Below are 23353 nucleotides of genomic sequence, written 5' to 3'. Positions count from 1 at the left end.
TGGGGGGACGGTGCGGGGGCGTCGGCTCGGGATGCGGCCGGCGGATGGTTTGGGGGGGCCGGGGAGACACCGTGTCGGTGCCTCCCCGGCGGGGTGGTGCGGTGTCGCTGTGGTGCGGGTGTAGCGGTGTGGTGCTAGTTGCCGCTGGGGTGCCAGGCGAAGCCGCTGATCGGGTCACCGGTCTGGCCGTCGAGGGCCTTCTGGGTGATGTTCAGCGTGTAGTTGTGGCTGGGGCCCCAGGCGCGGCTGAAGGACCAGTTGCCCTGGGCGTCGGCCTGGACCTCGCGGTAGACCGTGGAGCTCGTGGCGGAGCTGACGGTGACGGTGGCGAACGGCGTGGCGGTACCGGTGAAGGTGGCGGCCACCCCGTTCTCGTAGGTGTCGCCGACCGCGGGGCTGGTCAGGACGAGGGGGGCGAACCGGGGTGCCTTGACGTTGACCGTGGTCTCGGTGGTCGATTTGTCGGGGTTCGTCTGGGTGACCTTGATGGCGTAGTCGTTGGCCGGGCCCCAGTTGCGTTCGGGCAGGGCCCAGTTGCCTTCGGAGTCGACCTCGGCCTGGCCCATGGGCACGTTCCAGTTGTTCGTGGCGTTCACGGCCCGAACGGTGGCGCCGGGGGTGCCGGTGCCCTTGAGCACGTTCATGCCGGGGCGGTAGGTGTCACCGTCGGCGATGCTCGTGACGGCCACGGGGACGTTGGTCTCGCGGTAGTCGAGGTGGATTGTCTGACGTTGGACGTCGGTGCCCTTGGTGGCGACGAAGGTGATGTCGTAGCCGGCCGAGGTGGGGCCGAGGTAGCGGTCGAAGGCCCAGTCGCCCTGGAGGCTCGCGGTCGTGCTGCCCATGGGGGTGCCCCACTGGTTCGTGGCGGCGATCGCGGCGTTGGGTGCCGCGGTGCCGCGGAACGTGGCCGTGCCCTCGGTGTAGGTGCTGTTGTTCGTGGGGCTGGTGATCTGGAACGCGACCACGTTCTCGTAGTTCAGCTTCAGCGTCACGACCTGAGGGGTGCCCACCGGCGGGGTGGCGGTGAAGGTGATCAGGTAGCCGGCCGTGGTGGGCCCGAGGTTGCGGTTGAAGGCCCAGGTGCCGTCGGCGGCGTTCGCGGCGCCCATGGGGGTGCCCCACTGGTTCTTGGCCGTCACGGTCGAGCCGATCGGCGCGGTACCGCGGAACGTGGTCACGCCTGCTTCGTAGAACTGGTCGTTCACGTGGCTCGTGACGCTCAGGGGCAGTTCTGCGGCCACGCGGTTGATGGTGTGGGTGATCTGCTGCACGTCGTCGCCCACCGTCTGGGTGACGACGAGGTTGCTCGTGCCGAGGCTGAGCCCACGGGTCGGCGTGATGGTCCACTCGCCGTCGACGACGGTGCCGGTCCCGATGATGCTGTTGGGCCCGTAGCCGATCGTGACGGTGGCGCCGTCCTGGCCGTGACCGGAGAAGACCGGGCGGCTGGTCGTGACCGTGGAACCCGCTTCGGGGGTCTCGACAGTCGGGGCGACGATCACCGGGGGCTGTTCGCCGTTCTCGGGGTTGAGGGTCACCGTCGAGGTGGTGGTGTTGTTGCCCTTGCCGGTCTGGCTGGCCTCGAGGACGTGCTTGCGGTCGTCGACGTCGGTGGTGCGGATGGTCCACTGGCCGTTGGCGAGCACCTGGGCGCTGCCCAGGACGGTGCTGCGGCCCTCTTCGCGGACGGTGACCTGGGCGCCGACCTCGCCGGTGCCGCGCAGGGTGACCGGGCCGCCGTCGTGGGCCATGCCCTCGACCGGAGCGGTGATCGCGACACCGGCGCCGTAGGCGACGGTGACGACGATCTCACCGTTGGCCTCGCCGTCGATCTCTTGGTGGACGCGGACGTCGTAGTCGCCGCCCGCGTCGGGGGCGCCGATCGGGGTCGACCAGGCACCCGAGCCGAGGCGCGCCTCGGTGCGGGCGATCTCGTCGCCGTCGACGTCGCGGATCACGACGGTGGAGCCGGGGTGGGCGGTGCCGGACAGGACGGCGTCCTGCTCGAGGTCGGCCGGGAACGACACCGAGCCGCGCACAGGGGAGACGTCGAGCACGACGTCGAGGGTGGTCTCGCCGGTCTTCTCGCCGTTCTCGTACTGCGAGAGCGGGATCGGGTTCGAGCCCAGCGTGAGGTCGGTCACCGTGTGCGACCAGCGCCCGTCGGTGCCGGCCTGCACCTGGTCGGGGATTGCAGTGTCGATCAGCACGAACGACCCGGGGACGGCGGTGCCGGAGATGACGGCCGTCCGGTTGGGGATGTCGACCGAGTCGACCTTGCCGGAGAACCCGTTGATGGCGATCTCGGTCCGGACGCCCTGGATGTAGCTGTAGATGTAACCGGTGCTCAGAGCCGCGGCGGCGTCATTGAGCACGAACGAGAACGTGTTGTCCGCGGCCGCCTTCTCGATCTGGACCGCGTTGGGCGAGAGGCGGTCGGGGCCGACGTAGACGTTCGCACCGGCCATCCCGGATGCCTTGCCACTGACGGTGACCCTGCCGTCATCGCCACGCACGACCTGCAGGTCGCCGATGGCGGGCAGGCGCCCGGTGGAGATGGTCTCCCACGTGCCCGACTCGCCGTACTTCAGGCGTACCGTCTCACCGGCACTGAGCAAGGGGGACAGGGTGATCGTCGCGTCGCCGTCGTCGTTCGTTCGACCCGTCGTGCCGTTGCCGCCGGACATGTCCTCGACGAACACGTCCGCGTCATTCTCGCCTCCGGTGATCGTCAACGTCACCGTGTCGTCCGCCTCGTTGTACGACGGGGCATACGACTTCGATTCGATTCCCTGGAAGGAGAGCGGAGATGAGTTCGACAGGCCGAAGAACGAGTAACTACCGATTCGAACCGGGGCGCTCATCGGTGTGCCCGTGACTTTGTTCACTACTCGGGAGTTGCCGTCGATCGAGAACAGAGTCGCGTCGGAGCCGCACCTTCCGCCCAGGGCGACGTAGGGCGTGGACGAGCTCTGGTTCTTGAAGAGGCAGCGATTGGCGTCGCCGTCCACGGCCTCCGCGTAGAAATAGTCCCCGACCCTGGTGGTCGTGAAGACCATCGAATTGGACTGTGCGTCAGCGAGGGTCTGATAGGTGCGGACGTTCCAGGCCGTCGGCGATGCCTGACCGTAGATCGTCCCGTCTGCGCCTTGTCCGACGAACTGCACCTGAGATCCGTCGACGGGTGAGCTGGTAGGGGAAGGGGCTGCGGCCACGGCCGCGGGGCCGAAGCTGAGGCCGGTGACGATCGTGGCTGCGGCCAGCCCGATCGCGCCGGTGCGCTTGAGAGTTTTCTTCATGTGAGAGAGGTGTTCTTTCATGTCTGGGCAACGCGATGCGCCGCCAGGCGAACAGATGGTGAAATGTTAGACACAAAACAAGGCATGCACAACATGACGGGTGCGAGGGCTTGCGATCCGGGCGTGTCGGCGTAAACTTGAGCCAGCTCCACTCAAGTTTCGAGAAAGGCACATCCATGGCGAACATGCAGGGCGCTCCGGCCTCCACCGAGAAGCAGAAGACGGCCCTCGAGAAGTACGGCGTCGACCTCACCGCCATCGCCCGTAGTGGCAAACTCGACCCCGTCATCGGCCGCGACGCCGAGATCCGGCGCATCAGCCAGGTGCTCACCCGCCGCACCAAGAACAACCCGGTCCTGATCGGCGAACCCGGCGTCGGCAAGACCGCTGTCGTCGAGGGCCTCGCCCAGCGCATCGTCGAGGGGGACGTCGCCGACAGCCTGAAGGACAAACGCCTGATCAGCCTCGACCTCGCCGCCCTCGTCGCCGGGGCCAAGTACCGCGGAGAGTTCGAAGAGCGCCTGAAGGACGTGCTGAAAGAGATCACCAAGAGCGACGGCCAGGTCATCACCTTCATCGACGAGTTGCACACCCTGATGGGTGCCGGCGGGGGCGAGGGTTCGGTCGCCGCGTCGAACATGCTCAAGCCGATGCTCGCCCGCGGCGAGCTGCGCCTCATCGGCGCCACCACCCTCGACGAGTACCGCCAGTACATCGAGAGGGACGCGGCCCTCGAGCGCCGCTTCCAGCAGGTCTACGTCGGCGAGCCCAGCGTCGAGGACACCGTCGCGATCCTCCGCGGGCTCAAGGAGCGGTACGAGGCGCACCACGGGGTCACGATCACCGACGGCGCCCTGGTGGCCGCCGCCTCCTTGTCCAACCGCTACATCCCCAGCCGTCAGCTGCCCGACAAGGCGATCGACCTCGTCGACGAGGCGGGTTCCCGCCTCAAGATGGAGATCGACTCGTCGCCCGTCGAGCTGGACCAGCTCTACCGGGGCCTGGTGCGCCTCCAGATCGAAGAGCTGGCCCTCAAGAAGGAGACGGACGACGCCTCGCAGGCCCGCCTCGCCACCCTGCGCGAGACCATCGCCCAGCAGCAGGCCGCCTACGACGACCTCGACGCCCGCTGGCAGGCCGAGAAGGCCGCCCTGCAGGGCGTCGGCACGCTACGCAGCGACCTCAACGAGGCCCGCATCGACGCCGACCGCGCCCTGCGTGAGGGGCGCTACGAAGATGCGGCGCGTATCAGCTACGAGCGCATCCCCGACATCGAGAAGCGCCTCGCCGACGCCGAGTCGTTCGAGAAGTCGGGCGACCGGCTGGTCAGCGACTCGGTCACCGACGCCGACATCGCCGAGGTCGTCGCCGCCTGGACCGGCATCCCGGTCGGTCGTCTGCTCAGCGGCGAGACCGAGAAGCTGCTGCACCTCGAGAGCGAACTCGGGAGGCGCCTCATCGGTCAGAAGGCCGCCGTCCAGGCCGTCAGCGAAGCGGTGCGGCGCACCCGCGCGGGCATCAGCGACCCCGACCGCCCGACCGGTTCGTTCCTCTTCCTCGGCCCCACCGGGGTGGGCAAGACCGAGCTCGCCAAGGCCCTCGCCGACTTCCTCTTCGACGACGAGAAGGCGCTCGTCCGCGTCGACATGAGCGAGTACGGCGAGAAGCACAGCGTGTCCCGCCTCGTGGGCGCGCCTCCCGGGTACGTGGGCTACGAAGCCGGTGGTCAGCTGACCGAGGCCGTGCGTCGTCGCCCGTACAGCGTCGTGCTGATGGACGAGGTCGAGAAGGCCCACCCCGAGGTCTTCGACGTCCTGCTGCAGGTGCTCGACGACGGCCGGCTGACCGACGGGCAGGGCCGAACCGTGGACTTCCGCAACACGATCCTGGTGCTGACGTCGAACCTCGGCTCGCAGGTCATCACCGATCCCGGCCTCAGCGACCCCGAGAAAGAAGAGCTGGTGCAGGGCCTGGTGCGCCAGGCGTTCAAGCCCGAGTTCGTCAACCGGCTCGACGACATCGTCGTGTTCTCGACCCTCAGCACCGACGACCTCGGCCAGATCGTGTCGCTCTACGTCGACCGCCTCGGACGACGGCTCACCGATCGCCGCCTCGCGCTCGCCGTCACCCCCGACGCGCGGGCCTGGCTCGCCGACCGCGGCTACGACCCGATCTACGGCGCCCGGCCGTTGCGCCGCCTCATGCAGCGTCAGATCGACGACAAGCTCGCGATGGCGCTGCTCGGGGGCGAGATCGCCGACGGCGACACCGTGCGGGTCGACGTGGCCGACGGGGGCGAGGGGCTGACGGTCGTGCGGCACGACGTCGGCGAGCCCACGCCCGGCGACCTGGACGACCTGCCCGCCTGAGCCCGGCAGACTGGAACCATGCGCACCTGGGTGAAGATCTGCGGCCTGTCCACGCCCGAGACGGTCGACGCCGCCGTCGAGGCCGGGGCCGACGCCGTGGGGTTCGTCTTCGCGGCCGGCAGTCCGCGCACGATCGACCCCGAGGGTGCACGCGCGTTGGCGGCGCGCGTGCCGGCGGGCGTCGAGACCGTCGGCGTGTTCCGCGGGCAGGGCATCGAGACGGTGCTCGAGTCGGCCCGCGCCTCCTCGGTGTCGACCGTCCAGCTGCACGGCGACGAGACCCCGGCGGACGTCGCCGCCGCCCATGCGGCGGGCTTCCGGGTGATCCGTGCCGTCAGCGCCGCCGCCTACGCGGCCGAACCCGAGGAGGCGCGGGTCGCCTTCCGAGAAGACGCCCTGCTCCTCGACGCGATCGACCCCGGTGCCGGCGCCACCTTCGACGTGGGGCCGCTGCTGTCCGCGCCGCCTGCCCGGGAGTGGCTGCTGGCCGGGGGGCTCACCCCGGACAACGTCGCCGGGCTGCTGGCCGGACTCCGACCCCATGGTGCCGTCGGGGTCGACGTCAGCTCGGGCGTCGAGTCGTCGCGCGGCGTGAAGAGCGTCGACCTGATCCGTGCGTTCGTCGAGGCCGCCCGAGCCTGAGCGAACCCGGCCGGAGCGGACCTGGCCTGACCCGACCTGGCCTGAGCGGACCCGGCCTCAGCCGACGAGCGTGCGGGCGTCCTCGACGAACCGGTCGACGTGCGCCTCGGTGGTGTCGAACGAGCACATGAGTCGCACCTCTCCCGTGGCGCGGTTCCAGTCGTAGAAGTGGTGCGCGGCGCGGAGGGGCTCCACGGCCTCGGGCGGCAGGACGACGAAGACGGCGTTGGCGTCGACCGCCTGGGTGACAGCGACGCCCGGCAGGGTGGCCAAGCCGTCGGCGAGACGGGCGGCCATCGCGTTGGCCCTCGTCGCCGACCGCAGCCAGAGGTCGCCCTCGAGCATGGCCAGGAACTGTGCCGAGACGAAGCGCATCTTCGAGGCCAACTGTGCGTCCATCTTGCGCAGGTAGACCAAGCCGGCCCGTGCTTCCTCGGAGAAGGTCACGACCGACTCGCCCAGCACCAGGCCGTTCTTCGTGCCGCCGAACGAGACCGAGTCGACGCCGGCGTCGCGCGTGATCGCGCGGAGCGGGACGCCGAGGGAGGCGGCGGCGTTCGCCAGGCGCGCGCCGTCGAGGTGCACCCGCATGCCGAGCGTGTGCGCGTGGTCGGTCACGGCCCGGATCTCGTCGGGCGTGTAGACCGTGCCGAGCTCGGTGCTCTGCGTGATCGTGACCGCGAGGGGCTGAGGGCGCTGCTGGTCGCCCCAGCCGTAGGCCTGCCGGTCGATCAGCTCGGGCGTGAGCTTGCCGTCGGGGGTCGGCACGGTCAACAGCTTGATGCCGCCCAGGCGTTCGGGAGCGCCGCCCTCGTCGGTGTAGACGTGCGCGGTCGTCGCGCAGATCACGGCCGCCCAGCGCGGGGTGAGGGCCTGGAGGGCCGCGACGTTCGCACCGGTGCCGGTCAGCACGGGGTCGATGGTCGCCCCCTCGCCGAACGTCTCGACGACGACCTCGGCCAGCCGCTGCGTGTACGGGTCGGCGCCGTACGAGCCGACGTGGCCGCCGGCGGCGTCGACGATCGCCTGCAGCACCTCGGGGTGGGCTCCGGCGTAGTTGTCGCTGGCGAACGTGTGGACCGAGGGATCGTGGAGGCGCGTCACCCGTCGATTCTGCCCGACGGCCGGGGCCCGGGGCGTCAGGAGGCGAGGGGGGCGCAGGGGAGTGCAGGGCCTGTTCGGAACGGTGACGGCCGCGACGTCTTGTGCAATGTAAATGTCACACGTAGAGTAGTACGTGACGCATCGTCGACTCGATGTCCCGCCCGGTCGGACCCGCCGGGCGCTCCTTCCACCCCGAGAGGCCCCGTCATGCTGTTCGCCCACGCCCCGAAGCTCGTCCTCGCCGGTCCGTACCCGGTGATCCGTCCCGTCGCCGATCGGGCGGCGGCACTCGACGCCGAGGTCGTCGTGCTCTCGTGCGAGATGGCGACCCCGATCGACGACGTCGTCGGCTTCGACTGGGCCGTGGTGGCCGTCGACGCCGCCACCCCGACGGCGGTACAGCTCGACCGTGCGGTCGACAGCCTCGCGGACGGCCTGCGTCGCGGTGCCCTCGTCGTCGTCGCGTCGGATCGCCCGGTCGCCCAGGCGGCGAGGCGTTTCGCCGACGACCTCGCCCGCGCCAGCGGGCTCCCGACCGGCGAGGCGTTCGCCGTCGCCGCGTGCGAGGCGGGTGTCGTCACCTGGGCCGTCGACGCCCAGGCCGAGGACGAGGCGGCGCATCTGCTCGAACGCATCGGCGCCCCGGTGGGGGACGGCGTGCCCGTGGCCTGACCCGGTCGTCCCGCCGGCCCCCGGGGCGTGCGACAGGATGGACCCATGGGTGGAGTGCTGATCGGGTTCGCGATCATCGGCGTGATCATCGTGACCGGCTACGTCGTCGGTCGCATCGACCTGCTCGGAGAATCCGGCCACCGGGTGCTCTCGCGCCTCGTCTTCTTCGTCCTCACGCCCTGCCTGCTGTTCTCCACCATCTCGCAGGCCGACGTCCACGTGCTGTTCTCGCGGTTGTTGGTGGTCTCGGCGCTCGCCTCGCTCCTGGCCGCCGTCCTCTCGGTCGTCGTCCTGAAGTTCGTCCTCCGACGCAGTGCGGCGCAGACGGCCATCGGGACGATGGGTGGCGCCTACGTCAACGCGAACAACATCGGCCTGCCCGTGGCGACCTACGTGCTGGGCAGTGCCACCTTCGTCGCCCCCGTCCTGCTCTACCAGCTGCTCGTGCTCACGCCGATCGTGCTCGCCGTCATGGACACCGTGACGAACCGCGGCAGCAGCCTCGGGCGCACCATCGCCCGACCGTTCACGAACCCCCTGCTGATCGGGTCCGCCCTCGGTGTGCTCGTGGCGGTCACCGGCCTCGAGATCCCCCAGGCCGTCCGCGAGCCGTTCGAGTTGGTGGGCGGTGCCGCGGTGCCGGTCGTCCTGCTGTCGTTCGGCATGTCGTTGTACGGCTCGAAGCCGTTCCAGGCAGGGCAAGGGCGCGCCGACATCGTCGTCGCCGTCGTCCTCAAGCTCGTCGTCATGCCGGTCGCGGCCTGGCTGCTCGGGGCGTTCGTCTTCGACTTCGACCGCGACGAGCTCTTCGTGGCGGTCGTGCTGGCCGGTCTGCCGTCGGCCCAGAACGTCTTCAACTACGCCCAGCGCTACCAGACCGGGGTCGTCGTCGCCCGAGACACGGTCTTGGCGACGACCATCCTCTCGGTTCCCGTGCTGGTGCTGGTGGCGGCGTTGCTCGCCTGACCCGCGCCTCCTGGTGTCGAGCGCCGCAGGCGAGCGGGGCCGGGGTTCAGAAGATCATCGGGCGGTCGTCGTCGAGCTCGGTCTCGAGGTCGAGGTCGACGACCACGGGGACGTGGTCGCTCGGGGCGTCGCCCTTGCGCTCGTCGCGGTGGATGGCCGCGGACGTCACGAGGCCGTCGAAGGCCTTCGAGCCCAGTATGAAGTCGATGCGCATGCCCTCGTTCTTGGGGAAGCGCAGCTGCTTGTAGTCCCAGTAGGTGTAGCCCTCGGGCAGGCGCGAGCGGACGACGTCGGTCAGGCCGACCTCCTCGAAGCGGAAGAAGGCGTCGCGCTCGGGCTGGCTGACGTGGGTGTGGCCCTCGAAGACCGACATGTCCCACACGTCGGTGTCGAGCGGTGCGACGTTCCAGTCGCCCATCAGGGCCAACGGGTGGTCGGGTCGCTCGGCGAGCCAGGCCTCGGTCTCGGCGGCGAGCGCTGCCAGCCAGTCGAGTTTGTAGTCGTAGTGCGGGTCGCCCAGCTCGCGGCCGTTGGGCACGTAGAGGCTCCACAGGCGGACGCCCTCGACCGTGACGCCGATCGCCCGCGCCTCCTTGGGCTGGTCGGGGCCTTCCTGGCCCTTGGCGAAGCCCGGCTGCGACGGGAAGGTGATCTCGACGTCCTCCATCGGAAGGCGGCTGACGAACGCGACGCCGTTCCACTGGCTGAGCCCGTGCAGTTCGACCTCGTAGCCTGCCTCGCGGAAGGCGTCGTAGGGGAACTGCTCGGGCTTGCACTTGATCTCTTGCAGTCCCGCGACGTCGACGTCCTCACGGACGAGCCAGTCGACGACCCTGCCCACTCGAGCCCGGACGGAGTTGACGTTGTAGGTCGCGACGCGCATGCCGACCACGGTACCGGCCCGGCACCGGCGGGGTCCGAGGCCGCCGCCGTCCACCGTCGGGGCGTCGAGCCGTGTCCGCCCGCCCCGACGTTCGGAGCCCGCCTGCTCTACCATGGGTCACCGTGACCGACGCACGCACGCAGCTCATCGACTACATCGGCTCCGAGGCCGTCTTCCACGGCGACTTCACGCTGACCAGCGGCAAGAAGGCGACGTACTACATCGACCTCCGCAAGGTCAGCCTCGACCACCGGGTCGCGCCCCTGATCGGCCGGGTCATGGTCGACCTGATCGACGAGGTGCCCGACGTGTTCGCGGTCGGTGGCCTGACGATGGGCGCCGACCCGATCGCCGCCGCCGTGCTGCACCAGGGCGTGGCGCTCGGCAAGGACTACGACGCCTTCGTCGTCCGCAAGAAGCCCAAGGACCACGGCCGCGGCAAGCAGGTCGAGGGCCCCGACCTCGAGGGCAAGCGCGTCATCGTGCTCGAGGACACCTCGACGACCGGCGGTTCGCCCCTCGCCGCCGCCAAGGCCCTCGAGGCCGTCGGAGCCGAGATCGCCGCCGTCGCCGTCGTCGTCGACCGCAGCACCGGGGCCCGCGAGGTGATCGAGGCGGCCGGCTACCCCTACTTCGCCGCGATCGGGCTGGAAGACCTCGGGTTGACACCGTGACCGACGACCGGCCCAGGGGCGACGACGGCGACGACGCCGGGCGCGACGACGCCAGCGACTGGCTCGCCGCCCAGTTCGACGGTGCCGACGACGACGACGCGACCGACACCCCGTCAGGAGGCGCGGGTCGTCTTCCCGACACCGCCCCCGAGGACGTCCCCACCCAGGCCCTCGACCTGCCGCCGGCCACCCGAGCGGTCGACGTCCCCCACGACGACGACGACCCCGAGCGACCGGCTGACCCGGGTGGTGCGTCCGTGCCCACGGGCTCGGCCGAGGTGTCGCCTCCGACCCCCTTGCCGTTCGTCGTGCCCGAGTCCCCGGCCGGGACGCCTCCGCCGAAGACCTTCGGTCACCCCCAGGCACTCGACCTCGGAGCGCTGACGGGGTCCGTGCCGCCGCCGCCTCCGTCGTCCGTGCCCGTTCCCGACCTTCCCGCTCAGCCCGAGTCGAGGCGACCCGAGTCGCCGCCGTCCGACCCCGAGGACGCCGATGACGCCGGTGATGCCGCTCAGGCGTCGGGTCTCGCCGACGTCGAGGAGCGTGCCGGCGTGAGCGACGAGCCAGGGCCCTTCACCGCCCTCATCTCGGCACCCCGGGCCGAATCCGCCGAACCAGCGACCTTCGACTGGGATGCTCTGCCCGAGCCCGAGCCCGAGCCCGAGCCCGAGCCCGAGCCCGAGCGCCTCGTTGAGCCGGAGTCCCAAGGAGAGCCGGAGCAGACGCCCGAGCCAGAGCCGATGCCCGAGCCCGAGCCGGAGTTCCAGGCAGACCCCGAGCCCGAGCCGGCGTCCGATGTCGAGCCCGAGCCCGAGCCGGCCGTCGATTCCCGCGAAGGCGGTGTCGAGGCGCCGTGGTGGGTCGAAGAGCACCACGAGATGACGCGGCGTGAGCGTCGTCTGGCCGAGGCAGCCGCAGCCGCAGCTGCTGCGGCCGCTGCCGCCTCGGCGGCCTCCCGTGGCGGGGTCGAGCCCGGCGTCCCCGGCGCCGCGGCGGTCCCCTCGACGCCGACGCTGACGCCGACGCCGACGCCGTCCCCCACGACCCAGGCGTCGTCCGTCCCGGAGCCCAGGGCCGACTCCGGCTCGAGGGGGGACCGCGAGCCCACCTTCACCGAGATCCTCGGCGTCGTCCCGTCAGGTGCCGGCACCGCGGCCGTCGAGCCGCGGGGCGCACGTCCCGAGAGCGAGCACGAGCCCGAGCACGCGACGAACGCGGACGACGCCCCCGGCGCCTGGTCGCTGTCCGGCTCCGGCGACGTTCCGCCGTCCGAGGTCGGGCCCGTGCCCGACGTCGAGCAGTCGTCCCGCGCCGACCGAGACCCAGACGCCGACGCCGACGACGAGGGCCTGGACGACGGGGCCGAGGTGACGACCGCGACCGCGCTGTTCGCGCCTCCTCGTTCCGCCCTCGACGAGCGCCCCGACGTCGACGACCCCGGGGTCGATGCCACGCAGGTGCTGCCCGGCGTCTCGATGAGCGCCACCTCGGCCCTGACGGGTGAGCGGCCGCGCCGTGAGGTCGGCGGAGCCGGCGTGTTCGTGCCGCAGACCCGTCCGGTGGACGAGAGGCCCGCCACCACACCGCGCACGGCAGGCCTGGCCGAGTGGGTCCGGTCGCACAAGGGCTTGGCCGCCGTGGGTGCCGGGCTCGTGATCCTGTTGCTGCTGGTCGCGCTCTTCTTCCTCTCGCGATCGCTCTTCGCCTCCACCGACGACCTGACGAGCGACGCGTCGGCCGCCGCCGCGGCACCGACCGCGGCCCGGACCGTGACGGCTGCGCCGGTCGAGCCCGCCGCCGAGGTCGCCCCGGCCGGGCCGCTCGCGGCAGGCACGCACTCGTACGCCGACCTGCAGGGCGGCGAGTGCTTCTCGGCGTTCGAATCGGCCTGGCAGCAGGACTACGAGGTCGCCGACTGTGCGCAGCCGCACGTCGCCCAGCTCACCCGACTGGGCACCCTCGACGGGGACGCGGCCGCGGCCTACCCGGGTGCCGACGTGCTGCAGAGCCAGATGAACCTGCTCTGCACGGGCGCGGACGCGCTCGACCGGCAGGCCGCCGCGGCCTACCCCGACGTGCAGTTGCTCGCGAGCTTCCCGGCCGACGCCGACGCGTGGGCCGCCGGCGACCGCACGTACTCGTGCTTCGTCAACCGCAGCGGCGGCGAACCCCTGACGACCAGCCTCGTCGCCGTCGCGGGCTGACGCGTCGAGGCTGCCCGCGCCTCCGGAGGCCTCAGGCCTCGGACGGCACCACGTCGGACTCGATCGGCTCGCTGCGCACCAGTTCGTGCACCCCGGCCAGGATCTCGTTCGGCCGGAACGGGTAGCGGTCGATCTCGGCCTGGTCGCTGATGCCCGTCATCACGAGGATGGTGTGCAGCCCGGCCTCGATGCCGGCCATGATGTCGGTGTCCATCCGGTCGCCGATCATCGCCGTGTTCTCGCTGTGCGCGCCGATGCGGTTCATCGCCGAACGGAACATCATCGGGTTGGGCTTGCCGACCACGTAGGGCTCCTTGTTGGTGGCCTTCGAGATCATCGCGGCGATCGCGCCCGTCGCGGGCAGCACGCCGTCGGCGCTCGGGCCCGTGGCGTCGGGGTTCGTGACGATGAAGCGTGCACCGCCCAGGATGAGCCGCACGGCCTTGGTGATCGAGTCGAACGAGTAGTTGCGCGTCTCGCCCACGACGACGTAGTCGGGGTTGGTCTCGGTCATGATGAACCCCGCCTCGTGCAGGGCGGTGGTCATGCCGGCCTCGCCGATGACGAAGGCCGAGCCGCCGGGCATCTGTGACCGGCAGAAGTCGGCGGTGGCGAGGGCGCTCGTCCAGATGCGCTCCTCGGGCACGTGCAGCCCCGAGGCGCGCAGACGGGCCGCCAGGTCGCGCGGGGTGAAGATCGAGTTGTTCGTCAGCACCAGGTAGGGCGTGCCCTCGTCCTGCCACTGCTGGATCAGGTCGGCCGCGCCGGGCAGGGCGTGGTTCTCGTGGACGAGCACGCCGTCCATGTCGGTCAGCCAGCATTCGACGTCTTCGCGTGCACCCATGGCGCTCACCTTAGCGAGGTGCCCTGACGACGAGGAGGCGCGGGTCGCCTCCGCCCACCGCCTACCCTGGTCGGATGCCCCAGGACGAGTCCCCGACCCCGCCGAGCGACGAACTCACGCACGGGGTGGGCCCCTGGCCGGGCGGCGAGGAGGCCTGGCCCGAGGGGGACCACTTCGACCCCGAGCTGCTGCGCGAGGGTGACCGACGCAACGTGGTCGACCGCTACCGGTACTGGACGATGGAGGCCGTCGTGGCCGACATCGACGCGCACCGGCACGGCTTCCACGTCGCCGTCGAGAACTGGCAGCACGACATGAACATCGGGTCGATCGTGCGCAGCGCCAACGCCTTCGCCGCGGACACCGTGCACATCATCGGTCGCCGCCGGTGGAACAAGCGGGGGGCGATGGTCACCGATCGGTACCAGCACGTGCTGCACCACCCGGACGTCGAGACGTTCCTGGCGTGGGCCCGTGAGCAGCGCCTCCCCGTCCTCGCCGTCGACAACGTCGAGGGGTCGGTGCCGATCGAGACGTTCGACCTGCCCGAGCGCTGCGTCCTCGTCTTCGGGCAGGAGGGGCCGGGCCTGTCGCCCGAGGCGCTCGCGGCGGCCGAGGCCGTGCTCGAGATCTCGCAGTTCGGCTCGACGCGCAGCATCAACGCCGCGGCGGCCGCCGCCGTGGTGATGCACTCGTGGGTCGTGCGTCACCGCTTCTGACCCCTCGTGTCGGTCGACCGTTGACCTGACTCATATTTCACACCTATACTCTTGATGATCGGTCTGAGGGTCGATCACTTCCTGTCTCCCGAACAGAAGCGAGAGTGCTCCGTGCCGTCGTCCGCCCCGTCCCCCGCCGCCGACGGCTCCCGCTCGGCGCCCCGGGTCCTGCTCGTCGCGGCGCCGTTGATGGCCCGCAGCGGGGTCTACCGCTCGACCCACGACCTGGTCGCCGAAGCGCGGGGCCGGGGGTTCGACTGGCGAGCCGTCGTGGGACTGCGCCCGACGGCTGGCGGCACGGTCGCGACCACCCCCGGCGTCCGCGAGGTGACGGTCCATGCGCACGGTCGCGCGGTCGTCGACGAGGTCGCCGGTCTCGTGACGAGCGCCCCCGAGGCCGATGCCGCGGACGTTGTCGTCACGCTCGTCACGCAGAGCGACGTCGCCCTCGCCCGGCTGCGCCGTCACGGGTCCACGCCCTGGGTGGCGTGGGTCCGCGGACTGCCGTGGCCCGCTCCCGGTGAGCAGGCGCGCCTCCGTCGGGTCGCCCTCCGCCTCGTCGAGGGTCGCGCCCTCCGCGGGGCCGACGACGTCTGGGCGACGACGCCGGTCCTCGCCGACGAGGTGGCGCGGGCGCGCCGGCCCCACCTCGTCCCGGCCGGCATCCGTCTCTCGGCCCGCAGCTCGTGGGGCGAGGCGGCCACGCCTCTCGTCTGGGCGGCCCGGTTCGACGTCGACAAGCGGCCTGCGGCGTTCGTCGACCTCGCGGCACGGGCGGGCGTCCCCGGCCGCCTGCACGGGCAGGGTCCGCTCGAGGACCGGCTCCGCGCCTCCTTGCCCGACGGCGTGACCATGCCCGGGTGGGTCGACCCGGCGAGGCTGTGGGACGACGCCGGACTCTTCGTCGGGACGGCCTCACGAGAGGCCTTCGGCCGCAGCGCCGTCGAGGCCGCCGCCGCGGGCGTGCCCGTCCTGCTGGGTGACAGCTACGGTGCCGCACCCCTCCTCGTGACCGACCCCGACCTGCGACGACGACTCGTCCTGCCCGTGGGCGAACCCGACCGGTGGCTGTCCGCCGTCCGCGACCTGACCGCCGACCGCGCGCTGCGCCGGACGGTCTCGGACCACGTCGCCGCGAACGCCTCGCTCCTGTCCGTCGGTGCGTCGGTCGACGCCGTGGTCGACCGGCTGTCCCGGCTCGGCATCACGGCGGCCGCCCGATGAGCGGCCCGTCCGGTCGTCCGACCCGAGCGCCTCGCCCCGGCACCGCTCCGCTCCGGGTCCTCCAGTACGGGGTGCACGACACGGGCTACCCCCGCAACGTCCGCGTGCGGGCCCATCTCGAAGGACGGCTCGGCGCGTCGGTCGTCGTCGCGCCGCGGTCGCGTGCCGCGGGTCGGCTGCGTCGTGCGATCGAGGACGTCCGCTCGCTCGTCCGGGGCGCCCGGCGCGCCGACGTCGTCCTGCTCTCCGAGTTCCGGCTCAGCCACGCGCCGCTCGCGTGGCTCGTCGCCCGTCTGCAGGGTGCCGCTCTCGTCGTCGACGGGTTCGTCGGTCTCCACGAGACCGCGGTCGACGACTGGCGGCGGGTCTCCCCGGCATCGCCCGCGGCCCTCCGGTTCCGTGTGCTCGACGCCGCGGCCGTGAGGTGCGCGGATCTCTACCTGATCGACACCGAGCCACGGGCCGCCGAGATCGTCCGGCGCCACGGCCCCTCGGCGACGGTCGTCCCCCTCGCCGTCGGTGCCCCGACCTGGGCCACCCGGCAGCCGCCCGCTCCGCCTCACGACGCGCTCCGGGTCTTGTACTACGGGGGGTACATCCCCCTCCACGGCGTCGATCTCGTCGTCGACGCCCTCACACTGATCGGGGCCCGTCGCCGGGTCGAGGTCGTCCTCGTCGGCGACGGTCCCGCCCGCCGGGCCGTCGAGGCCCGGGTCCGTCGAGCGGGCCTCGGCGACCGGTGCACCTTCGTCGACGCGGTGCCCGAGGGCGAACTCCTCGCCCACATCGCCCGGGCCGACGTCGTCCTGGGGGTCTTCGGCTCCTCGGCCAAGGCCCGCGGCGTCGTGGCGAACAAGGTCTGGCAGGGGCTGGCGTGCGGTCGGACCGTCGTCACCCAGCGATCGAGCGCCCTCGACGACGTCCGGTGCGCGGCAGGGGGCCTGCTCGTCCAGACCGAGCCGGCCAGCGCCTCCTCGATCGCCGACGCGTTGGTGGGGGCCCCGCTCGCCCACCAGGCGGAGTCGCCGCGCGACGTCGCCGAGCGCCTCGAGTCGGTGGTGCAGAGATCGTACGACCGGTTCACGGACCACCTGTCGGCCCTCGGCCCTCGGCGGGTCCACTCGTGAGGGGATTCGGGCGGCAGGTCGGCCGTCTCGCCCTCCACCTGCTCGTGCCGGCCCTCGGTGCGGCCGCCCCGCTGGCCGTGATCCCCGCGATCACCTCGACCCACGGGGCGTCGGGCTGGGCGGCGGTGGCCGTCGGCCTGTCCGTCGGCATCGCCACGGCGGTCGTCGCCGAGCTCGGCTGGAGCATCGTGGGCCCGCAACGCGTCGCCCGGGCGACCCGGCCACCCGGTGACCTCTTCGCCACCGCATCGGCCAGCAAGCTCGTCGCCACCGCCGTCCTGCTGCCCGTCGCGGCGGCCGTGACGCTCGCCGTCGTGGACGAGCACCGCCCGGCGGCCGCGCTCGTCTCCGTGGGTGTCGCGCTCGGCGCACTCAGCCCGACCTGGTACTTCATCGGCCTCGGGCGCCCGCTGTTGGTCCTCGTCGCCGAGACGTCGCCGCGCGTGCTGGTCTCGCTGGTCTCGGCCGTCGCGATCGCCGCCGGTGCGCCGCTCGAGGTCTACGGCGCCGGCATGGTCCTCGCTGCCGTCGTCACGTTCGGCGTCGCGCCTCGTCTCGGGGGCGCCCGTCTGCCCGGGGCGGACGACTTCCGCGCGGTCCCGGCCGTCGTGCGCTCCCAACTCGTCCTCGTGCTCGGGAGGGGCGTGGCGACGACCTACAAATCCCTGCCTGTGGCCCTGCTGGGCGCCGTCTCGCCCGGTTCCGTCGCCGGATTCGCCGCGGTGGACCGACCCTTGCGCATGGGGCTGCAGGTCGTGTCCGCGATTCCCGACCGCCTGCAGACGTGGGTGGGCGTGCCCTCCGCCGAACTCGCGCACCGTCGCAGCCTGGTCTCCCTCGGTCTCAACGCCGGGCTCGGTCTCGTGGTCGGCGTCGGTTTCGCGCTGTCCATGCCGGCCGTCGCCGTCGTCCTCTTCACGGGCGCCGTCCCGGTGTCGCCCGACCTCGCCCTGGCGGGCGGCGTGCTCATCGCCGTCATCTGCACGTCTCGTGGCGCCGGCCTCGCCCTGGTCAGTGCAGGGCGCCACGCCCAGACGACGACGGCGTCGATCGCGTCGGCGGTCGTCGGCGTTCCGGGAGTCCTCGTGCTCGGGGCCCACCACGGCGCGCTGGGTGCCGTGTCGGCACTCGTGTCGGCCGAGGCCGTGGGGCTCGTCGTCCAGCTCGTCGTCCTCGCGCGGTCGCGCCGCGCCTCGTCCGTGTCGGCCGTCGAGCCCGCCGCCGAGCCCGCCCCGGTCGGTCCGTCGAGTCCGGACGCTCGAGGGGAGGCGTCCCGATGATCATCGTCCTCGCCGGTGCCGTCGCGGCGGCCCTGGTCGCATTCGTCGGCGGGTTGCTCCTGCCGGCCGACCGGCGACGAGGCGCGGCGCTCGTCGTCGCCTTCGCCGTCCTGATCTCGACGACGTCGGGTTCCGCGCCCGACATCGTCCGCCACGCCGCCGTGGCCGCCGTGGCCGGCGTCTCGGTGGCGGCACTCGTCTCGCCCCGGTCGTGGTCGATCGGCCGCCCTCGGGCCACACTGGCGACGACCGCGTTCTTCGCCTTCTCGATCGTCTGCGTGCTGGCGCTCGCCCCGTCGACGATCGTCCTCATGGCCGAGCTCGCGGCGATCGGGGTCGCGATCTCGTGGCTCGTGTCGACGTCGTCGTCCCGCGACCTCCTCGTGTTCGTCCGCGGTCTCGTCGTCCTCGGCCTCGCGCAGGTCGTGGTCGGAGTCGTCGAGCTCACGATCACCCATCGTCCGATCCCCTTCGGGTACAAGGTCCTTGCGACGGGCCGCTCGTTCGTCAGCGACAACAAGATCCTGCCCGGTGGTCTCGTCCGGGTCGAGGGCACCCTCGGCCACCCCATCCCGTACGCCGTGTTCCTCGCGGTCTGCCTGGTCCTCGTCCTCGTCGCGCGGCGGGCCTTCCCCGTCTGGTTCCCGCCGTTCGCCGTCCTCGTGCTGTCGGCGGGCATCCTGCTGTCGGGAAGCCGAAGCGTCGTCGCCGCCGTCCTCCTCGCCGTGACCTACGTCCTGATGACCTCCGAGGCGCGGTCCCGGGCCGCGAAGATCGTCCTGACCGTGCTCGCAGCCCTCGCAGGTGCCGCCGCCCTGGCGTCCGAGATCGTCGAGGCGGTCGGGACGCTCGTGGCCTCCGGCTCCTACGAGAACCGGATGGGGGCGGTCCGATCGGTCCCCGGACTCCTCGCGCGGCCCGCGCTCGAGGCACTGGCCGGCAGCGGCTTCGGAAGCGAGGCCGAGTTGTACGCCCGGGGCCTCCTGCCCCAAGAGGGGTTCACGGTCGTGGACAACCAGCTCGTGACCACCCTCGCCACGTTCGGGATCGCCGGGATCGTCTCACTGGTCGCGGCGCTCGTCGTCGGGTTCGTCCACGCCTCCCGGGCCGGGCGGGCAGTCCTCGTCGTCATGATCGTCACGCTCTTCTCGTTCGACTACTTCGTCTGGTTCTCGACGTCCGCGGTCTTGTGGGCCTTCTGCGCCTTGCAGGACCGTCCGGGCGACGACCGAGCCGCGCTGGACCCGGCCGGAGCGGACCCGTCCGGGTCGCACCGGGCTCGCGACGACCGGGCTCGCGACGACCGGGCTCGCGACGACCGGGCTCGCGATGGCCGGGCTCGCGACGACCGCGTCCTCGGCGACTCGTCGGACCGGCCCGGCCTCGTCGTCGGCACCCTCACGGCAGCCCGCTGAGCCAACGGGACCGTCCCCGTCGCGGGACCGTCCCGCCGCGCGGTCGTCCCCGCCCACGACGAAGCGCCCCGACGACCTTGTCGTCGGGGCGCGTGGTCGGAGGCGGGCGGGGCGGGGTCAGGCTCTCAGGGCTCGCCCGAGGTAGGCGAGGACGTCGTTCGTCGCGTCGACGATCTGGGCGGTCGACTTCGCGTACACGTCGGCTCCGAGCCCGAAAGGGTCGACGACGTCGTCCTCGTCGGGCGTGACGAGGGCGCCGGAGCCGCGGTGCGCCGCGGCGAGGGCGACGACCCGGTCCAGACGCTCGGCGGGGTCCGGGGTCGATGCGATCGCGCGTGCCGTCTCGTGGGGATCGATGAGACGGCTCAGGCGTGCGAACTCCCGCAGGGTGAAGGTCGTGCGGTTCGCCCTCGGCACCAGCGAGACGACGGCCCGGCGGTGTTCCCGGGCGAGCGCCAGGACGAGGGGAGCGCGACCCACGACGTCGGCCGTCAGCTGACGGGCACGATGGGTCGACAGGTCGAGCCCGAGGGACTCGGCGGCCTGCAGGGTGGGGCGGGGCGGCGGTTCGCCCACCACGGCCGACGTCCCGAAGCTCTGGACGGCCGCCGACGTGGCACTGCGCACGAGTTCGGCGGCCAGCGGCGAGCGGCAGATGTTCCCGGTGCACACCATCGCGAGGGGCGGGATGGTCATCGGGCCGCCGCCCTCGAGGCGGGGACCGAGTTCTCGGTCACCGAACCGTAGTAGCCCCCGTAGGCGCCGTACCCGTAGGCACCCAGGCCCTTCGTCGGGGCCATCGTGAGGACGACCCCCAGGGTGCGGCTGCCGATCTCGGAGACGGCGGCGAGGGCCTGCTTCAGCTGGTGGCGCGACGATCGCTGGGCGGCGGTCGCGACGATCACGCCGCTCACGCAGCGGCTGAGGACGGCGGCGTCGGTCACCGGCAGCAGGGGTGGGGTGTCGATGATGACGAAGTCGTAGTCGACCTCGACCGTCGAGACGAGGCTCGCCATGGCGAGCGAGCCGAGCAGTTCGCTCGGGTTCGGGGGAACGGTGCCCGAGGGCAGCACGTGGAGGCCCAGGCGTCCCCACGGCTGCACGACGTCGACGAGTTCTGCCCGCCCGACGAGCAGGTCGGTCAGTCCGACGGCGCTCTCGAGGCCCATGACCTCGGCGACGCGGGGCCGGCGCAGGTCGGCGTCGACGAGCAGCACCGAGGCACCGGTCTCGGCCAGGCAGACGGCCAGGTTCGCCGCCGTCGTCGACTTGCCCTCGCCGGGCATGGCCGAGGTGACGATGAAGGTCCGGCTGCGTCCCTCGAACGAGACGAACTGGAGATTGGTGCGGAGGGCGCGGTAGGACTCGGCGAGTGGGCTGCGCGGATCGTTGTTGACGACCAGCGGGGCCGAGGAGGCTTCTGTGTGGAAGCCGATGCCACCGAGCAGCGGCGCGTTCGTCACCCCCTCGACGTCGGCCTTGCTGCGGATGCGCGTGTCGAGGGTGTTGCGGAGGAGGGCCAGGGCCGTGCCCGACAGGATGCCCAGGCCGAGGGCCAGGCTGATCCAGAGGACGGGCTTGGGGTTGGCCGGGCTCGTCGGCACGACGGGAGCGTCGATGGACTCGACGGTGACCAGCCCGCTGCCGCCGCCCACGGGTTGTTCGAGTTGCTCTTCGACCACCTTCTCGAAGCTCGTGGCCACGGCGTCGGCGAGTCGTGCCGCCTGCGCGGGGTCGCCGTCGGTGACCGAGATGTCGATCAACGACGTGTTCACCGGGCTGGAGGCCGAGATCTTCGAGGCGAGCCCCGCGGGGGTGGTGTCGAGCCCGAGATCGGCGATGACGGGTTCGAGCACCCGACCTGACGTGACGACGGAGACGTAGGAGCGCACCTTGGCCTGCGCGGCGCTGCTGCCCTGGACGAGGTCGCCGGCGTCCGACGAGCCGATCGACGAGACCGAGACGAAGAGCTGCGTCGACGACGCGTACGACTTCGCCGTCGCGAGCGACGCGGTCGCCCCGAGCAGCACGGCGCTCAGGGTCACGACGACGATGAGGACCCACCGCGTCCGGACGACGGTGATGAAGGTCTTGAGTTCCATGGAGTTCTTCCCTGCTGAACGGCGTGGTGTCGGATCGGGGGCTGATCGGGTCTAGGACGGTCGGCGGGCCGGCAGGCGGAGCGCGTCGCGGACGACGTCGGCCTTCTGCCGCCACGTGGCGTCGGGAGGGATGGCACCCGGGAGCCGGGGCACCCGCCCGTCGGAGCCTGCGGCGAGTGCGGCGAGCACCGAGGCGTGCTCGGCGGTGTCGGCGACCGTCACGCCGTCCAGACCGCGCGCCTCGATGCCGCAGACGGCCGTGCTGAGGACGGGGAGACCCGCCGCGCGGTACTCGTAGGTCTTGATGACGTCCCCGCCGACCTCGCGCTCGCCGACGTGGTGGGGCACCCAGCCGACGTCGAAGGTCTGCAGCAGGGCCGGCACGCGGTCGTAGTGCACGTCGCCCAGCAGGGTGACGTTGGGCGAGTCGGCCAGCACCCCGTACTCGGCGTCCAGCACCGGGCCGGCGAACACGAACGACACGTGGGGCAGGGCGGCGACGGTCGCCAGGATGCCGGCGAGGTCGAGCCTCCGCCCGATCTTGCCCACGTACCCGACGGTGGTCGGGCCGGTCGCCCGGCTCGTGCCGTCGAAGCGGTGGGGGTCGCAGCCGTTGGGCAGCAGGACGACGTCGGTGCGTCCGTGTCGGCGGGCGAGGTCGGCGGTGCCCGCGCCGTTGGCCGTCACGACGTCAGCGAGGGCGAAGGCGGCCGCGTAGGCCTCGTCGACCTCGGCGCGGATGCTCTCGAAGGCGTAGTGCCGGCTCCAGTCGTCCAGCAGGTCGAGGACGACCCGCCGGGGACCGGCGAAGGGATTGGCCGCGACCGGGGCGACGGCGGCGAAGGGATTCCAGACGAGGGCCGGCACGGATGCCGCCGACGGGGGCAACGAGGGGTAGGCGCGGGCGGACGCGACCCACCAGCGTCGTCGGTCGCGCGGGTCGGGAGCCCGGAGCGTGATCGGGTCGACCGACCGGGTGCCGACGGCCGGTGCCCCGATCGGGCGGCGGCGGGCGATCGAGGTCACGAGGGGCTCCGGCCTCGAGACGACGGTGACCCCGCCACGGCCCGCGAGGTCGTGACCGAGCCATTCGATCAGGTGACCGTCCCGGGTGCGGTAGCCCTCGTCGAGCAGCTTGCGCTGGCCGTGCATCGGGTACGCCAGGAGGGCGGGGGAGTCGAGGGCGGCGCGGCGCGGTCGGGTCGTGGGCACGGTGGTCTTTCGTCGAGAGCTCGCGGGCACCGTGGCGCCCGACACGGCCGATGACCGTGTGTGATATCTCAGTATTGCACGACGAAACGAGTTATACCAGGGTCGCGACGGTCCCCGGGACGGACGTCGGGGATGATGGGGGGATGACCGCAACGAACCTGCTCGGCGTGCCCGAGACCCGCCTGCCCGCCGAACCCGACGTCGTCGCCGACCTCGAGACGCTGACGACGGCCGAGGTCGTCGTCGCCCACCCCACGTCGTCGCTCGCCTGGGCACTGCTCAGCGACGAGGCCGACGCCCGCGGCGCCGAGCTCGAGGCCTACGCCTATGCCCGCGTCGGCTACCACCGCGGTCTCGACGCGCTGCGCAAGGCGGGGTGGCGCGGACAGGGCCCCGTGCCGTGGTCGCACGAACCCAACCGGGGCGTGCTGCGGTCCCTCTTCGCCCTCCGGCGAGGTGCGGCCGCCATCGGCGAGGTCGACGAGGTCGAACGCCTCACGACGTTCCTGCACGACGCCGACCCCGCCGTGCTCCCCACCCTCGAGACCCGCACCGACTAGCGGCGCGACCGCGCGAGGACGCAGGAGGCGCGGGTCACGCGACCCGCGCCTCCT

19 protein-coding genes are annotated in these 23353 nt (G+C 72.1%); 12 read left to right on the top strand and 7 right to left on the bottom strand.

From position 1 onward, the window contains the following. Positions 1–134: 134 nt before the first annotated feature. The gene (locus EDF21_RS07215; protein WP_148053654.1) at positions 135–3302 is read right to left on the bottom strand and encodes an Ig-like domain-containing protein; all 3168 of its coding nucleotides are present in this window, start codon (positions 3300–3302) and stop codon (positions 135–137) included. Between the two features lie 176 nt (positions 3303–3478). Here EDF21_RS07215 and EDF21_RS07210 point away from each other — a divergent pair, with 176 nt between their 5' ends. After that, positions 3479–5671, top strand: a complete 2193-nt coding sequence (locus EDF21_RS07210; protein WP_123570890.1) for an ATP-dependent Clp protease ATP-binding subunit — start codon at positions 3479–3481, stop codon at positions 5669–5671. A gap of 18 nt (positions 5672–5689) precedes the next feature. Then, a complete protein-coding gene (locus EDF21_RS07205) occupies positions 5690–6313 on the top strand; it encodes a phosphoribosylanthranilate isomerase (protein ID WP_123570889.1) in 624 nt (207 codons plus the stop codon). 57 nt (positions 6314–6370) lie between these two features. Here EDF21_RS07205 and EDF21_RS07200 read toward each other — a convergent pair whose 3' ends face one another. Beyond that, positions 6371–7417 carry a low specificity L-threonine aldolase gene (locus tag EDF21_RS07200; RefSeq protein WP_055978224.1) on the bottom strand — a complete coding sequence of 349 codons (1047 nt, stop codon included), beginning with the start codon at positions 7415–7417 and terminating at the stop codon, positions 6371–6373. 207 nt (positions 7418–7624) lie between these two features. On the opposite strand from EDF21_RS07200, the gene EDF21_RS16865 reads away from it, so the two are divergent. Further along, on the top strand, positions 7625–8089 hold the full coding sequence (locus tag EDF21_RS16865) for a hypothetical protein (RefSeq protein WP_055978226.1): 465 nt from the start codon (positions 7625–7627) through the stop codon (positions 8087–8089). Positions 8090–8134: 45 nt separating this feature from the next. Further along, positions 8135–9055 (top strand): AEC family transporter, encoded by a 921-nt coding sequence (locus EDF21_RS07195; RefSeq protein WP_055978228.1) that lies wholly within the window; start codon positions 8135–8137, stop codon positions 9053–9055. 46 nt (positions 9056–9101) lie between these two features. Here the strand turns inward: EDF21_RS07195 and EDF21_RS07190 are convergent, their stop codons facing one another. Then, positions 9102–9938, bottom strand: coding sequence for an exodeoxyribonuclease III (locus tag EDF21_RS07190; RefSeq protein ID WP_123571160.1), 837 nt, complete (start codon positions 9936–9938; stop codon positions 9102–9104). Between the two features lie 122 nt (positions 9939–10060). On the opposite strand from EDF21_RS07190, the gene pyrE reads away from it, so the two are divergent. Beyond that, positions 10061–10612, top strand: coding sequence for an orotate phosphoribosyltransferase (gene pyrE, locus EDF21_RS07185; RefSeq protein ID WP_123570887.1), 552 nt, complete (start codon positions 10061–10063; stop codon positions 10610–10612). After that, the gene (locus EDF21_RS07180) at positions 10609–12816 is read left to right on the top strand and encodes a septum formation family protein (protein ID WP_123570886.1); all 2208 of its coding nucleotides are present in this window, start codon (positions 10609–10611) and stop codon (positions 12814–12816) included. The genes pyrE and EDF21_RS07180 overlap by 4 nt, the downstream gene beginning before the upstream one ends. Positions 12817–12847: 31 nt before the next feature. Here EDF21_RS07180 and EDF21_RS07175 read toward each other — a convergent pair whose 3' ends face one another. Next, the gene (locus EDF21_RS07175) at positions 12848–13660 is read right to left on the bottom strand and encodes an HAD-IIA family hydrolase (RefSeq protein WP_056049640.1); all 813 of its coding nucleotides are present in this window, start codon (positions 13658–13660) and stop codon (positions 12848–12850) included. 74 nt (positions 13661–13734) lie between these two features. Between EDF21_RS07175 and EDF21_RS07170 the strand changes: the two genes are divergently transcribed. Genes EDF21_RS07170 through EDF21_RS07150 form a run of 5 tightly spaced genes read left to right on the top strand, consistent with a single transcriptional unit; the run spans position 13735 to position 19425 of the window. Then, positions 13735–14379 (top strand): TrmH family RNA methyltransferase, encoded by a 645-nt coding sequence (locus EDF21_RS07170; RefSeq protein WP_056049637.1) that lies wholly within the window; start codon positions 13735–13737, stop codon positions 14377–14379. A 54-nt stretch (positions 14380–14433) separates the two neighbouring features. Continuing rightward, positions 14434–15603 (top strand): glycosyltransferase family 4 protein, encoded by a 1170-nt coding sequence (locus tag EDF21_RS07165; RefSeq protein WP_123570885.1) that lies wholly within the window; start codon positions 14434–14436, stop codon positions 15601–15603. Beyond that, positions 15600–16730, top strand: coding sequence for a glycosyltransferase (locus tag EDF21_RS07160; protein ID WP_123570884.1), 1131 nt, complete (start codon positions 15600–15602; stop codon positions 16728–16730). Before EDF21_RS07165 ends, EDF21_RS07160 begins: the two co-directional genes overlap by 4 nt. Beyond that, positions 16727–18010, top strand: a complete 1284-nt coding sequence (locus EDF21_RS07155; RefSeq protein ID WP_123570883.1) for a hypothetical protein — start codon at positions 16727–16729, stop codon at positions 18008–18010. Before EDF21_RS07160 ends, EDF21_RS07155 begins: the two co-directional genes overlap by 4 nt. Beyond that, on the top strand, positions 18007–19425 hold the full coding sequence (locus tag EDF21_RS07150) for a hypothetical protein (RefSeq protein WP_123570882.1): 1419 nt from the start codon (positions 18007–18009) through the stop codon (positions 19423–19425). The genes EDF21_RS07155 and EDF21_RS07150 overlap by 4 nt, the downstream gene beginning before the upstream one ends. 117 nt (positions 19426–19542) lie before the next feature. Here EDF21_RS07150 and EDF21_RS07145 read toward each other — a convergent pair whose 3' ends face one another. The 3 genes from EDF21_RS07145 to EDF21_RS07135 are packed head-to-tail and all read right to left on the bottom strand — an operon-like array spanning position 19543 to position 22739. After that, entirely contained in the window at positions 19543–20121 is a 579-nt protein-coding gene (locus EDF21_RS07145; protein WP_123570881.1) for a low molecular weight phosphatase family protein, read from the bottom strand. Next, positions 20118–21527 carry a polysaccharide biosynthesis tyrosine autokinase gene (locus tag EDF21_RS07140; RefSeq protein WP_123570880.1) on the bottom strand — a complete coding sequence of 470 codons (1410 nt, stop codon included), beginning with the start codon at positions 21525–21527 and terminating at the stop codon, positions 20118–20120. The genes EDF21_RS07145 and EDF21_RS07140 overlap by 4 nt, the downstream gene beginning before the upstream one ends. Positions 21528–21578: 51 nt before the next feature. Then, the gene (locus EDF21_RS07135) at positions 21579–22739 is read right to left on the bottom strand and encodes a glycosyltransferase (protein ID WP_148053653.1); all 1161 of its coding nucleotides are present in this window, start codon (positions 22737–22739) and stop codon (positions 21579–21581) included. 143 nt (positions 22740–22882) lie between these two features. On the opposite strand from EDF21_RS07135, the gene EDF21_RS07130 reads away from it, so the two are divergent. Then, positions 22883–23299, top strand: coding sequence for a DUF3151 domain-containing protein (locus tag EDF21_RS07130; RefSeq protein WP_056049619.1), 417 nt, complete (start codon positions 22883–22885; stop codon positions 23297–23299). The last annotated feature ends 54 nt before the right edge of the window (positions 23300–23353 follow it).

This window comes from Frigoribacterium sp. PhB118 (assembly GCF_003751725.1).
Taxonomy (GTDB): Bacteria; Actinomycetota; Actinomycetes; order Actinomycetales; family Microbacteriaceae; genus Frigoribacterium.
This window is presented reverse-complemented; position numbering and strand designations above follow the sequence as displayed.